The 12,830-nt window shown below is 57.6% G+C and carries 12 protein-coding genes; 5 read left to right on the top strand and 7 right to left on the bottom strand.

Translation table 11 applies throughout. The annotated features are described in order from the left end of the window. Nucleotides 1-99: 99 nt before the first annotated feature. The 6 genes from V8P86_RS09710 to V8P86_RS09735 all read right to left on the bottom strand — a co-directional run bounded on the left by V8P86_RS09710 (nucleotide 100) and on the right by V8P86_RS09735 (nucleotide 5,604). Nucleotides 100-2,511, bottom strand: coding sequence for a hypothetical protein (locus V8P86_RS09710; protein ID WP_336327066.1), 2,412 nt, complete (start codon nucleotides 2,509-2,511; stop codon nucleotides 100-102). 122 nt (nucleotides 2,512-2,633) lie between these two features. Then, nucleotides 2,634-3,233 (bottom strand): flagellin, encoded by a 600-nt coding sequence (locus V8P86_RS09715; RefSeq protein WP_336327067.1) that lies wholly within the window; start codon nucleotides 3,231-3,233, stop codon nucleotides 2,634-2,636. A gap of 182 nt (nucleotides 3,234-3,415) precedes the next feature. Then, nucleotides 3,416-3,703, bottom strand: a complete 288-nt coding sequence (locus V8P86_RS09720) for a DUF7521 family protein (protein ID WP_442909380.1) — start codon at nucleotides 3,701-3,703, stop codon at nucleotides 3,416-3,418. 259 nt (nucleotides 3,704-3,962) lie between these two features. After that, nucleotides 3,963-4,298: a helix-turn-helix domain-containing protein gene (locus V8P86_RS09725; RefSeq protein WP_336327068.1), complete on the bottom strand. Its 336-nt coding sequence runs from the start codon at nucleotides 4,296-4,298 to the stop codon at nucleotides 3,963-3,965. A 152-nt stretch (nucleotides 4,299-4,450) separates the two neighbouring features. Continuing rightward, the gene (locus V8P86_RS09730) at nucleotides 4,451-5,176 is read right to left on the bottom strand and encodes an RAD55 family ATPase (protein WP_336327069.1); all 726 of its coding nucleotides are present in this window, start codon (nucleotides 5,174-5,176) and stop codon (nucleotides 4,451-4,453) included. A 2-nt stretch (nucleotides 5,177-5,178) separates the two neighbouring features. Beyond that, nucleotides 5,179-5,604, bottom strand: a complete 426-nt coding sequence (locus V8P86_RS09735) for a chemotaxis protein CheW (RefSeq protein ID WP_336327070.1) — start codon at nucleotides 5,602-5,604, stop codon at nucleotides 5,179-5,181. 234 nt (nucleotides 5,605-5,838) lie between these two features. On the opposite strand from V8P86_RS09735, the gene V8P86_RS09740 reads away from it, so the two are divergent. The 5 genes from V8P86_RS09740 (at nucleotide 5,839) to V8P86_RS09760 (ending at nucleotide 11,901) form a co-directional block, all read left to right on the top strand. Further along, complete coding sequence (locus V8P86_RS09740) at nucleotides 5,839-6,915, top strand: protein-glutamate methylesterase/protein-glutamine glutaminase (protein WP_336327291.1); 1,077 nt, start codon at nucleotides 5,839-5,841, stop codon at nucleotides 6,913-6,915. 2 nt (nucleotides 6,916-6,917) lie between these two features. Next, the gene (gene cheA / locus V8P86_RS09745) at nucleotides 6,918-8,912 is read left to right on the top strand and encodes a chemotaxis protein CheA (RefSeq protein WP_336327071.1); all 1,995 of its coding nucleotides are present in this window, start codon (nucleotides 6,918-6,920) and stop codon (nucleotides 8,910-8,912) included. Next, nucleotides 8,909-9,715, top strand: coding sequence for a CheR family methyltransferase (locus V8P86_RS09750; RefSeq protein ID WP_336327072.1), 807 nt, complete (start codon nucleotides 8,909-8,911; stop codon nucleotides 9,713-9,715). Before cheA ends, V8P86_RS09750 begins: the two co-directional genes overlap by 4 nt. Further along, nucleotides 9,715-10,959 (top strand): HEAT repeat domain-containing protein, encoded by a 1,245-nt coding sequence (locus tag V8P86_RS09755; RefSeq protein WP_336327073.1) that lies wholly within the window; start codon nucleotides 9,715-9,717, stop codon nucleotides 10,957-10,959. The genes V8P86_RS09750 and V8P86_RS09755 overlap by 1 nt, the downstream gene beginning before the upstream one ends. A gap of 78 nt (nucleotides 10,960-11,037) precedes the next feature. Next, nucleotides 11,038-11,901, top strand: a complete 864-nt coding sequence (locus V8P86_RS09760; RefSeq protein WP_336327074.1) for a CheF family chemotaxis protein — start codon at nucleotides 11,038-11,040, stop codon at nucleotides 11,899-11,901. Nucleotide 11,902: 1 nt separating this feature from the next. Here the strand turns inward: V8P86_RS09760 and V8P86_RS09765 are convergent, their stop codons facing one another. Next, nucleotides 11,903-12,781 carry a CheF family chemotaxis protein gene (locus V8P86_RS09765; RefSeq protein ID WP_336327075.1) on the bottom strand — a complete coding sequence of 293 codons (879 nt, stop codon included), beginning with the start codon at nucleotides 12,779-12,781 and terminating at the stop codon, nucleotides 11,903-11,905. Between the last annotated feature and the right edge of the window lie 49 nt (nucleotides 12,782-12,830).

Genomic DNA, 12,830 nt, shown 5'->3' on the forward strand with positions numbered 1-12,830 from the left:
CGTAATAAACTCTTGTGGCCCGAGCAACCGATCTGATAATTGGATCCGAACAGCGTGTCGATCGTGATTATTCACCGACCAAATCCGCTGCAGTGTCCGCTAACTCCCGGTAGATTGCTGCTCACTTTCCCGCATCTCCTTTCGAGCGCCCTGCTCGACATCCTTCTCCGTGATTTCCAGACTCGTCCCGTCCGGTAACTCGTACTCGCCCGGGTAAGAAACGGTCACGTTGTACGTTCCGTTCTCTGTCGCCGTTGTGCGACGGTTGTACGTGAAGGACCCTCCTGAGACTTCGACATCCGTCTTCACAACAACTGAAGTTCCCGGCTCTGCCGTTCCGTTGATCGTTGCACCCGGAACCGGGCGGTAGACGAGCTGTGATCGGTCCTCGGTCGCATGAACCAGTCGGAAATGTGCAACACCGTCGATCGCCTGCGTTGCACTGCCGTAGGTGAGGACTAGCTGGCCGTACGTCGTCAACTCAGCGGTTTGGTAGTTGTCTATCGAACCGCCCCGGTTTTCGACGACGACATAACCGACCCGATTCTCGAACTGGCCGTACCATTCATCGGGATCCTCGCTGTTCAAAAAGTCTTCGTGGGTTGACCGAGCGTAGCCGTAGGATTTCCCCCGTTCTCCGTCTGAGGCGATGTAGTTGTACATTCTGTTTCGCCCCCACGTACTCAGGACGTACTCCTCGCTATCGCGGTCTTCGAGATCGTTTTCGATCCAAGCCGCGGCCTCGTACTCGCCATCTTCGATCGCCAGCGGTCCGACTGCACTCGGGATCGCAATAATAGCTAATGTCAGGATGACCACGAGGGAAAACGAAATATAGAGTCCTTTGTTGATGTTTTGAAACCCACCAACTGGTCGGGCGCGAATCCGCGGTCGATCCCCGAAGCAGGCGAGTGGCTTGACGAGCCCCCGATTAGTGAGTAATCCGACAACACCGACAGCAGTGAATACCGCTGCAAACGGAGAGAACTCAGCCAAAAACCGCGCCTGAATTATCGATAATCCGAGGAACGCCCAGGCGTAGCTGACGAGGACGAGCCATCGAGGATCGTGATCTTCGACGCACTGCCAACTCACGTATGCGAGCGCAGGAACAGCGAAGAAGACGAACCAGCCGTACGGATGGACCGGGCCAAACGGGATGTTGAAATTTGCAGAGATCAGCGGCAGGGTCTCGACAGCACCCTCGCGACCTAACAGCGATCCAGTGAACCGCTCACTGTACCGCGAAAATATCTCTGGAGCGATGGCCTGGAGACCGACGAAACTGGCAACGCCGACCCCCACGACACCGCCGAGAACCACTCTCGGGTCAGGATAGAAACGACTCGCGGCTTCCGCAGCCAGCGCAACCCCCAGTGCACCCACTAAAACGACAACCGGGGCATAGACCACTGCAGCCTCCTGCCAGCCGGCACTCGAATGGATCTGATGGGTGAGAACTCCCGCGAGTGCGAGCCCGCTCATAACAGGAAGACTCGCGAGCAGCGGTGACTCTTCGGTCCGAACTTCGGATGCTGGCAACAGTACGGCGTAGAATCCAACGCCGATCAACAACAACGGGGAACCGTTCCAGGATAGCATCGCTGCTGCACAGGCGATTCCAAAAACGACGCTTCCGATCAACGTCTGGTAACTGGTGAGATGGTCGCGAACCGACTCAGCCGCTGCTAGATTGCGAGCGACCAACACCAACGAGGCGGCCATAACCGCCAGCCAGAGGTAATCGAAGGGGTGGTGATCGAAAAATCCGATTCCGGAGTACAGCGCGTGTGACGGCATCACCGCGAAAAACAGCACCGATAGTACCGTAATCCGCTCGTCGTTTGTTACAACCAGTGCGATCCAGGCGGTCAACAGGCCAACAACGAGTGACGACACGACCGGGAACCAGGCGACGACGAATCCGCTTGCGTCGGCACCACCTGCGAGACTCATCAGCCACCACCCGAGGACGTGAGTCAGTGGTTCACCGGTCGCTTGTCCGCCCAGAACCTCAGCGATTTCCGAGAACGCGAACAGATCTGGAGACGCTGCGAGTAGTTCCTCTGACGTAATCCGGTAGTAGTACGGGTCGTTCCCGACCGCGACCACGCGACCGTCACGGAAGACGCTCTGATAGTTGATTATTCGGACGAGAAACAGCAGAAGAAATCCGACCGCGACGCTGCCGTAGAACCCGGTATTCGCTTCCTGAACCCGCTGTCGAATACCGTCGACGATTTCGCTCGATTCTTCTTCGCTGTCGGTCGGCTCCGTGTCGGCTGAAAGATCCATCTGCAACGCCGCCCGTGTCGCTTCGCGGTCGACGAGTCGGTAGCCACCGCCGGCCTCTTCGACAAATTCTCTCGAGACGAGATAGCCAAAATTCCCGGAATCGCAGTCGAGGTCGTCGAACGCCCACGGTCCCTCTTCGTCGAGTTCGACGATGGTTTCGAGGGTGTCCTCGATTTCCGGACGTTCCTGAAGACACTGTACGGTGGCCTCTCTCATACAGAGGCAGAACCAAGCGGGATCAAAAAAGTTGCTGATCTGGGTCTCTTCTAATTATTCACTGTACCACGCAAAAATTAAAAAAAGATGATTCCCTGGCCGGATCAGAGAGTACGGCCCAGTTACAGCTCGACAGTATTTTTATCTTGCAGAGTGCTTGGAACTTCTAACGCCACTTCTCGCCCTGCACCGTCCTGCGTCGTAAGTGTCAGGGTTGCGGATTCACCGGAGAGCAACTTGTCACCAGTGTCTGCATCGGTGGTAGTGACCGTGATCTGATATCGGTCTGAATCAGCGGTGATGACATTGTCATCAGTGTCCGCTTTGATGGCCGTAACCGCGAACGTCCCATCGCTGTTCTCAGTTGCTTGGTCACTATCTGCTGAGATCAAGTTTGCGAACCCATTATCTCCGATGTACTCGATACTAACCTCGTCTAGGTCAACGTTGTCGGATCCGGGCGTCCGCGTCAATTGAATCTTCGCATCGGTGATTCCAGCGTTTCCAGACGTATCGACAGTTCCACTAGCCCCAACAATCTCAAGATTGTTCGAAACCTGATCCGTACTTTCTTGTCCAGTCGATTCGGCTTGGGTTTGCAGGAACCCAGCAGTATTGATCAGCACACCTGCCGCGATGGCGGCGACCAGTACCAGCGCAATGAACACGATGAGTGTTCCGATACCAACCTGACCGCGTTCGTTAGTTAGTTTTTCTTTCATGATTATCTCGTCTGCGCTCCGTGTGGCAGACTTATCTCACTCTTTCGCATCACTCCATATAAGCGATATCCCCGAATTATCGCGTATGAAAACGTCCACCGTTACTCTCTCAGTCCTGAGAATGGCAGATTGCGGCTCAAATAAACTTCATAGGGCTCTTTCGGCAAGATCGCGTCTCTGTTCTACGCGTCGTAGGTCACGATGCTGTACATCACGAACAGCAAACCAAGCGTAAAGAGTCCGCTTTGCACCATCAACAACCAGCGGGCATTCTCGAAGCCATAGAGGAACGCAGAGAACAACGTCGCTGCTGACCCGGCAACGGTGATGGCGAATCCCAGCGAGAGATAGATCATCGAACTTCGCGAAGTCTCCACGTACGCGCGGAGGCCCATCCCAGACATCGCTAACCCGGAGACGATAAACACTGCCGAACTCAACGCATAGACGAATTCGATTGCTGTGGGCACAGTACAACTCCCTATGTGGGGCCCCTAATTAAACTCTCTTTCTCGAATTCAGGATCTGATAACGAGCTAAGAGGAACGCCCGAAACTGCTAGCTCCTGTCACCAGTTCGAGGTAGCCCAGAGCGTTCTCAGCCATCGTATCCGATATTTGACTGTTGTTCTCTCACTCGATGGTGACCTTCTCGGGTAGTCATCTAACAGGTGTCTCAGCGGACAACAATTTTGTAGAGAATAGATCTCGGCCGTATCTGAATACTCCGCTACCCTTCCGACAGTGTTCGCCAGGCTTCGTCGAGGGTGTTCGTCACTTCGGTCCGTTCTTCGATGTCGACAGTCAATTCTTCGTCGAAGTCAATGGTTACTTCGTCGACGTTTCGGCGGTAGACTTTGATCCGTCGGCGGTCGTCCGAGAGGATGTTGTCGTGCAGTTCGAGGAGGTTGTGTTCGGTCAACTCGTCGATGCGACGGTAACACGTTGCGATGGGAATCTCGAGTTCGTCGCTGAGCTCCTGGGCCGACCGGGGCTCGTCGGTCGCATCCAGAATCTCTGCACTGTATTTGTTCCCTAACGTTTGTAGCAAGTCCACTGAAGACATCGGTTATCAGAATTTAAATTTCGATAATCAATAAAGCTACCGGCCGAGAACGGCGTTTTCTGCCTCTGAAAACACCTAGGCTTCAAACGCTATAATCACTCTGTTAAACGGCTCATTGACCCATTTCATATCGTAATAACAGCCGCAACCTGTCAGAGGGGCGACTCGTCTTCACTCATCATCGAGAACGCACTGGCGTTCTGGTGGACCGTGATGCCACCCTCGGAGATCTCCATCGGGAAGATGTCAGTGTTGATGTTTTTCTTGCGCATCTTGGCAACCCAGGCGTACCGGTTGACTCCGGAGTCCGTCGGCGTCTGAATCAGATATATGTTGCCGTCGGTCAGGAAGTTTTCGAGGCTGATGTCTGTCTCGGGGAAGACCGTCCCCTGCTCGTTGGTCATTAGTGTCGTCAGACCGTTTTCGGCGAGGATGTCGGTGAACTTCAGTAGATAAGTTCGCTGTTCACGCTCTGTCTCGAAAAAGAGTTTGAACATCGTCAGCGAGTCCAACACCAGTCGCTCGTAGTTGTCGTCGCCAAGTTCGTTGAGTAGCAGTTCCAGCGAAGAACTGAAATCGTTCTCTCGCAGGAGAACCTGCTTGTCGTAGATGGTGATGTTCCCGTCCTCTACGTGTTGGGCCCAGTTGTCCAGTCCAATTGACTCCGCCGCCTGTCGAAGGTCTTCCGTATTCTCCTCGAACGAGAGGAAGATGCCTTTCTCCCCGAACTGTTCGATCCCGTTGTAGATGTACTGCAGGCCGAGGATACTTTTTCCTGCACCCGGATTCCCACTGACGAGCGTCGTCGAGTTGTTCACGATACCGCCGTTCAAAATATCGTCCAGTCCGTCGATTCCGGTTTTGGTAAGTTCGATCATGCCTACGAGTGCACCCTCTGGGGATCGACCCAGATAACGAAATCACCTTCTCCCTGTTTGATAACTCCTTTGATCGACTCTTTGTCTTCGGCGGGAGACTGGTCGACGTTGTCGTAATCGACCTGGACGACCTGTTTCACTTCGTCGACCAGCCAGCCCGCTGCCCCGGCGTTGTCGGTGATCTCGGGATCGTAGACGATGATCCGCTCCGAATCACGACCCTCTTCGTCGATATCGAAGACGATCTTCGGATTGACGATCGATGTCGTCCGGCCGCGGAGGTCCATCACGCCTTCGACGTGGTCCGGGGAGTTGGGGACCTTCGTCAACTCACCCACGTCGACGATTTCTGTTACGTAGTCGATGCTCACACAGTACGTTTCTTCCCCTAACTCGAATTCGAGGACTTGTCCATTTGTCTCTGTCATCACGGAACCCTCCCTGCATACTGCAGGTCATCTGACGGCAAGATTCGAACCGAATCCGGCACCGTCATCTGGTTGTCTACTCGTAGTGACTTCTCGGCCGGACTTAAATCTGCCCTCTGGTCTATCATATTTGATTACGCGGGCGGAGTCTTTATTTGCGGAGTGCGCACAGTACCAGACGAGAATGCTGTCGATCCTCGTACAGCGGCCGTCCCGGTGTCGGGTGAGCGGTCGATGACCAGAGCGGTCATTGCCGACGACTCTCATTTCATGCGGAGTGTGATCTCCGACATTCTCGACGACGGGGGAATTGAGGTCGTCGCGCAGGCTCGCAACGGCCGGGAAGCCGTCGAGGCTGTCCGGGAACACAGTCCCGATGTCGTCACGATGGATGTCGAGATGCCGGAGATGAACGGAATCGAGGCTGTCGAGCAGATCATGGACGAGCAACCGACTCCAGTGCTCATGCTGTCGGCACACACGGACGAGAACGCCGACGTCACGTTTCAGGCACTGGACAAAGGGGCTGTGGACTTCTTCACGAAACCCGGCGGTGAGGTGTCGATGGAGATGTCCCGACTCGAAGACCAGCTCGTCGACATGGTCTCGTCGGTTGCTGAGGCCGGCGTCGGCAGCAGTCAGGAACACGAGAGCAAATCTGCCACGCAGACGGCCCCGGCGGACCGAACCAACGACCGATCCGGCAGCCAGTACGCCGAGCATCCGACGCTTTTGATCGGGTCCTCGACCGGTGGACCGAAGATGGTCGAACAGGTCTTGGCCCAACTACCGCTGGACGCGGACTTTCGGGTGTTGATCGTCCAGCACATGCCGGAGGGGTTCACCGGCCGGTTCGCTGACCGCATCGACTCCCGCAGCGACTACGACGTGAGCGAAGCCGAAGACGGCGACCGGATCGGCGGCGGAGAAGTTCTCGTCGCACCCGGTGGCAGCCACATGGTGGTCTCAAACTACCACGCCGGACGGCTCCGCGTCAAACTGACTGAAGATCCGCCCGTCAACAGTGTCCGTCCCGCCGTGGACATGACTATGTCCAGCGCGGCAGAGGTGATCGACGGTCCGATGGTGGGCGTCATCCTCACCGGAATGGGTGAAGACGGCGCTGCCGGGATCAAATCCGTCAAGGCAGTCGACGGGGCAACCATCGCACAGAACGAGGAGACATCAGCGGTGTTCGGCATGCCGAAACGCGCAATCGAAACGGGGTACGTCGACGACGTGCTATCGATCGGGGATATTCCCGACGGGATCCTGAACGCAATCGAACGCGACAAACAAGAGGTGAACTAACTATGGACGATCAGTATCTGGATGCATTCATCCGCGAGAGTGAGGAAGAAATCACGAAACTGAACAATTCGCTGCTGGAACTGGAATCCGATCCCGAGAATCGGGAGGCGATGGACCAGATCTTCCGGACAGCACACACACTGAAGGGCAACTTCGGTGCGATGGGTTTCGAGGACGCCTCGAACCTCGCGCACGCGATGGAGGATCTCTTGGACGAGATGCGCGAAGGCAACATGTCGGTCACGCCCGACGTGATGGATCTCATCTTCCAGGGTGTCGACGAGATCGAAGCCATCGTGGGGCAGATCGAAGAGCAGGGAGAATCCCAGATGGACACCGCCGACACAGTCACGCAACTCCGGAACGTCCTCGAAAACGGACCCGATGCGGCGGGCCAACCAGTGGACGGTCAAACAACGGAACCCTCGACAGAGGATACCGGTAGCTCCGACAGCAGCGACCTCAACGTCGACAGCAATCTCGATACTGTCGATATCGACGAGGGCGAGGTAGAAGATCAACTAGCCTATGTCGAAGTCGATCTCGGCGATACCGATATGCCGGGCGTCGACGCGATGTTCGCGATGGAATCCGTCGAAGAAGTGTTCGACATTCTGGCGACCGACCCCGACAGGAGCGATATCGAGGATGGCGAGTACGAGGACACCTTCGGACTCTTCTTAGAAACTGACGATCTGGGTCGGGTCGACGCCGAACTCGACAGCGTCGGTCAGATCGACGAGGTGGCGGTCGAAGACGTGACTGACGACCTCTTCGGAGGTGGCTCCACAGCTGGCGGATCTGGAGACAGTGGCGGTGGAGGTGACGAGGACGAACACTCTGTCGACGAGATCAAGTCTGTCCGAGTCGATGTCGACCAACTCGACGATCTGCACGGACTGGTCGAACAACTGGTCACCTCCCGGATCAAACTCCGGCGGGCGGTCGAAGACGAGAACATGGATTCCGCGGAGGAGACGCTGAACGAACTCGACAAGATCACCGGCAGCCTCCAGAACACGGTGATGGACATGCGGTTGATCCCGCTGAAGAAAGTCGTCGGCAAGTTCCCCCGGATGGTTCGGGATCTCTCCCGCGAACTCGGCAAAGAGGTCAACTTCGAGATCGAAGGCGAAGAGATCGAACTCGACCGGACGATCCTCACCGAGATTTCCGACCCGCTGATGCACATCATCCGGAACTCGCTTGATCACGGGGTCGAGGCCCCCGAAACCCGTGTCGAGAAGGGCAAACCCCGGCAAGGGAACGTCACCCTCCGGGCCTCCCGTGAACGAGACCACGTCGTCATTCAGGTCGAAGACGACGGTGCCGGCCTCGATGTCGATGGAATCAAGAAGACCGCTATCGAGAACAACGTTCGCTCGGCCGAGGAACTGGAGATGATGGACAACTCCGAGATTTACGATCTGGTCTTCCATCCTGGTTTCTCGACGACCGACGAGGTAACCGATACGAGTGGCCGCGGCGTCGGAATGGATGTCGTCCACGACACCGTCACGCGTCTGGATGGCTCCGTCGACGTGGACAGCACGCCCGGCGAGGGGACGACAGTCTCGCTGCGCCTGCCGGTGACGATGGCCATCGTCAAAGTTCTGTTCGTACAGGTCGGCGACGAGGAGTACGGCGTGCCGATCAAAAACGTCGACGAGATCACTCGAACCGACGAGATTCAGCAGGTCAACGGCCGGGAGGTCATCAAGCACAACGACGAGATCTATCCGATCGTCGACCTCGGAGAGACGTTCAACGTCCCCGAGCGAGCGGCGACCGACGGCGGCACGGAGGGCGGCCAAATGCTCGTCCGCATCCGTGAGTCCGAGCGTCAGATCGCTCTGCGGTGTGATGCAGTCAACGCCCAGGAGGAAGTCGTGGTCAAACCACTGGAAGGAATCCTCAGCGGGACGCCCGGGCTGTCGGGAACGGCTGTCCTCGGCGATGGAAACATCGTCCACATCCTCGACGTGGTGACGCTATGAGCACACAGGACGACCGATTTACCGATCTGCTGGAGTACATCGAGCGCGAACTCGATTTCGAGTCCGGGTTCTACAACGACTCGTATCTCGACCGACGGATCACCGCCCGGATGCGCCGCACGGATACCGAGGAGTACGACGCCTACCAGCGGTTGCTCGCTCGCGACGACGAAGAGAAAGAGGCGCTGCTCGACTCGCTGTCGATCAACGTGACGGGCTTTTTCAGAAACCCCGACGCGTGGGAGAAACTGCGGCCAGTTCTCCGTGAGTTGACCGAGAACAACCACCGGGTTCGAATCTGGTCGGCCCCCTGTGCTGACGGCCGCGAGCCGTATTCGATCGCGATGCTCGCACTCGACGACAGCGAGATCAACGAGCGACGGATCGAGATTACGGCGACCGATATCAACCCGGATATTCTCGAAGAGGCCCAAGCGGGTGTCTACGAGACCTCACAGACCAGCGATATCGCGGAGGAACTCGAACCGCTGGACGATTACGAGCTGTATATCGAACAGGACGGCAACCGATTTCAGGTCAAAGACCGGGTCAAAGACCTTGTCACGTTCGAGCAACACGACCTCATTCGAGGCGAGGAGAAGACCGACTTCGATCTCGTGCTCTGTCGGAACCTGTTGATCTATATCGATTCCTCGTTCAAAGTGCCGATCTTCGAGACTATCCGTGGTTCGCTGCGCGAGGATGGCTATCTCATGATCGGGATGACCGAAACCTTGCCGACCGAGTGCCGTGACGACTTCGAACCGGTGTACAAACAACAGCGGATCTACCGACGTAGCTAATGTCGCTTTTCGAGCACGAACGAGCCGGAAACGCCCAGGAGATCATCAGGGCGCTACACAACTCCCAGAGCGGTGAAGTGCGCAAGCGGGCCGCCGAGATTCTTGGGCGGATGGACGACCACGACGACCGCGGCGATATTATCACTGCGCTCGTGCGAGCGGTGCAGGAAGACGAGTCAGACGCGGTCGTCGCCGCTGCGATCGACGCGCTGGACGAACTCGGCCAGGAGGCCCTGGAGGAACTCATCACGAGCATGGCCGACCTCGATATCGGCGAGGACGCCGCAGACTGGGTGAAGACCAAAGCCTTCGTCCGGGCGCTCGGCGCGGAACTACCCGAGTTGCGGATGGCCGCCGCGAACGCCATCGGCGAACTGGAGGTCCCCGATGCCGTCCCGAAGGTGGTCGATCGGTTCGAGGATCCAGATCCGCGAGTTCGGGCTCGAGCAGCGCGAGCGTGCAGAAATATCGGCGACGCACGCGCCACGGAGCCGCTGACAGGGCTGCTCTCCGACCCGAAAGCCGCGGTCCGTGTCGAGGCCGCCGAGGCACTGGGTCGGATCGGTAACCGTCAGGCGTTGCAGGCGCTGTTGCAGTTGTACGACGACGAAGACGAGCGCGTCCGCCGGATCGCGGTGCGCGGGTTCGGCCAGTTCCGCAACGACCGCCCAGTCGAATATCTCGCCGAGGCGTTGACCGACGAGTCCGCTCCGGTCCGCCGGACGGCCGTCTTCTCGCTGATCGAACTGCTCTCGAACGTGCCGACCGAGCAGAGCCACCAGATCCGTGAGACGGTCGTCGAACAACTCTCCGAAAGCGAGGACAACTCAGTTATCGATCCGCTGGTCGAAATCCTCAACGCGGGAACGAAGTCGGCCCAGCGACGAAACACGGCGTGGCTTCTGGGGCGGGTGATGGAAAGCGACGAGAACCGCGCAGCCATCGACGCGCTGACTGACACTCTGAAGGAGGGCGGCAAGATGACCAAACAGTTCGCAGCGACGAGTCTCGCCGAAGTCGGCGGGACCTACACGGAAGAACAACTCCTTCAGCTCGCCAAAGACGATAATCAGGACAGCGACGCGCGGGCACAGGCGGTGTTCGCGCTCGGCAAAATTGGTGACGAGGATACCGCCGAAGATATCGAACGGTTACTCGACAGTACAGAAGACGAACAGGTGCGACAGCGTGCCTTCTCGGCGCTGTCGAAACTCGGCGGTCACGCACAACCCGGACAGGGATGATCATGTACCCGGAGACAGATGCACAGCCCGAACAATTAATGAGACCCTGCGTCCAACTCACAGATAGGATCGACAGCGATGAGTGATGGCGAGAGCACACTTGCTGACCAGCAAGGGAAGTTTACGCAGGTTGTCAAAGACGGGAACAAAGTTCCGGATGTCGAGTGGATACCGGGCCGAATCCTGCTCAGTGACAAGCGAATCGTCCTCGCCAGCAATCAGGGCAAACGGACGATTCCCCTCTCGAAAGTCTCGACGATCAAAACGAGAGACGACGCGAGCCAGCCGTTCGCAAACGTGTCGAGTTATCTTTCCCTGCAGGTCGGCAACGACGTGACCCTCGTTGCGCCGAAGGACCACGAGGAGTTCGAACACGAACTGTACAGTGCTGTCCTCGACGGCGAGGTCGTCATCACGAAACACCCGGCGGTCAAAGGCGGCGTCATCCAGGACACGGAGTGGCAGAAAGGCCGGATGGCCGTCGACGAAGACCAGATCGGCCTCGCGCTGGCCGACGGTCAATTTGTCGAGGTCGAAGTCGACGACGTGGGCGACCTCTCGCGCAACCGCGGCGAGGTACTCGACAAGGAACGTCTCTTTATCGAGGTCGAACACACCGTCGGCAATGCGGCCGTCGAGACGCACATCTCGGGCAAACAGCGCAAGGTGAACATTCTTGCCGGACTGCTCGGCAGCAATCAGGCACGAGACCCCGAGAATGTCGAACTCTCCGAGCGCGAACAGGAGGTCTTGATGGCGCTGTACTCCGGCGTCTCACCGTTCCAGATCCCGCAGTTCGTCGGGATGGACGTGGAGACGGTCGAACAGATCTACGATCAACTCATCGAGCAGGGGATTCTCGAAGTCGAACGCGAACGTCGCGAAGTCGAACTGAAAGCCCGCGGCCGCAACGTCGCCAGCGAGGCGATGGGCCAAGAGTGAGCTAGACGTTCACTTCTTCGAGGTGGCGGTTGACGACGATCTGCCCTTTCGGCGTGAGTCGCGTGCCGCTTGCAGTATCGACGACGAGTTCTTTCTCTTCCAGTCTGTTGAGCACCATCGTCACGTTCGATGGATCGATCTCGACGATTCCTGCCAGTGAGACGCCTTCCTGTCCGCCCCCGGAGTAAATCGCGGTGAGAATCTCCTTCTCGTCGGCGGTGATCTCGACATCTTTCAGTTCGTTCATCAACTCGGTGTATTCGAGTCTGAGATACCGCCCGAGAATCGTCATCTCCCGGGGGGTGTTCATCGCGGCCATCGTCACCATCGCCTCCCCGGATGGCATGTGCTGCAACTCCAGGACTGGCTGGCTGCTGCCGTTGATGTCCCGGTTCGTTCGACTGAATTTCGTCACCGTCGCCAGTTCGATCTCGACAGTGTTGTCGTTCGTTTTGAACCGGACCGACTGCGGGCGCAAAAAGAGCCGACAGGGGGCGAAGGACTCGTCGGTCACGCGGCCGCCGACCCGTGCCGGATGTTTGATCGACATGCGCGTGCCGTTGAGAATCGCCTTGAACAGGACCGTGGCGAATTTCTGGATCGTCGAATCCTCTGCCTCGACGACGGCCTTGTGCCGTTGGCCCTTCAATTCGAAGGCAAGCGTGACCGTCGACTCGAAAAAGCCCTGAATCTCGTCGGGGACGTGCCCGACGGCGACGTCGATCACCGAGTGCAGCGGGATCGTCAATCTGTCGCTACTGTCGACTGCTAGCACCAGTCGTTTCTCGCTCAGAAGCACTCGGCCTTTCGCGGGCTCCGCACGGGTTGCGACGCTCGAATCAAACTGCGCGACGAAATCCGCGATGATCGATTCCGACATGGCTCTGACAGTCCGCGCGGATCACGGAATTGTCAGAGAGAACGCCGCG

Source organism: Halovenus anhuiensis (assembly GCF_037080055.1).
GTDB lineage: Archaea > Halobacteriota > Halobacteria > Halobacteriales > Haloarculaceae > Halovenus.

What these genes read in the sequence shown, in the direction of transcription:
- V8P86_RS09740 (WP_336327291.1), top strand. Translation starts at nt 5,839, where the DNA reads ATGACCAGAGCGGTCATTGCCGACGACTCTCATTTCATGCGGAGTGTG.
- V8P86_RS09735 (WP_336327070.1), bottom strand. Translation starts at nt 5,604, where the DNA reads ATGACAGAGACAAATGGACAAGTCCTCGAATTCGAGTTAGGGGAAGAA.
- V8P86_RS09755 (WP_336327073.1), top strand. Translation starts at nt 9,715, where the DNA reads ATGTCGCTTTTCGAGCACGAACGAGCCGGAAACGCCCAGGAGATCATC.
- V8P86_RS09715 (WP_336327067.1), bottom strand. Translation starts at nt 3,233, where the DNA reads ATGAAAGAAAAACTAACTAACGAACGCGGTCAGGTTGGTATCGGAACA.
- V8P86_RS09725 (WP_336327068.1), bottom strand. Translation starts at nt 4,298, where the DNA reads ATGTCTTCAGTGGACTTGCTACAAACGTTAGGGAACAAATACAGTGCA.
- cheA (WP_336327071.1), top strand. Translation starts at nt 6,918, where the DNA reads ATGGACGATCAGTATCTGGATGCATTCATCCGCGAGAGTGAGGAAGAA.
- V8P86_RS09765 (WP_336327075.1), bottom strand. Translation starts at nt 12,781, where the DNA reads ATGTCGGAATCGATCATCGCGGATTTCGTCGCGCAGTTTGATTCGAGC.
- V8P86_RS09750 (WP_336327072.1), top strand. Translation starts at nt 8,909, where the DNA reads ATGAGCACACAGGACGACCGATTTACCGATCTGCTGGAGTACATCGAG.
- V8P86_RS09710 (WP_336327066.1), bottom strand. Translation starts at nt 2,511, where the DNA reads ATGAGAGAGGCCACCGTACAGTGTCTTCAGGAACGTCCGGAAATCGAG.
- V8P86_RS09760 (WP_336327074.1), top strand. Translation starts at nt 11,038, where the DNA reads ATGAGTGATGGCGAGAGCACACTTGCTGACCAGCAAGGGAAGTTTACG.
- V8P86_RS09730 (WP_336327069.1), bottom strand. Translation starts at nt 5,176, where the DNA reads ATGATCGAACTTACCAAAACCGGAATCGACGGACTGGACGATATTTTG.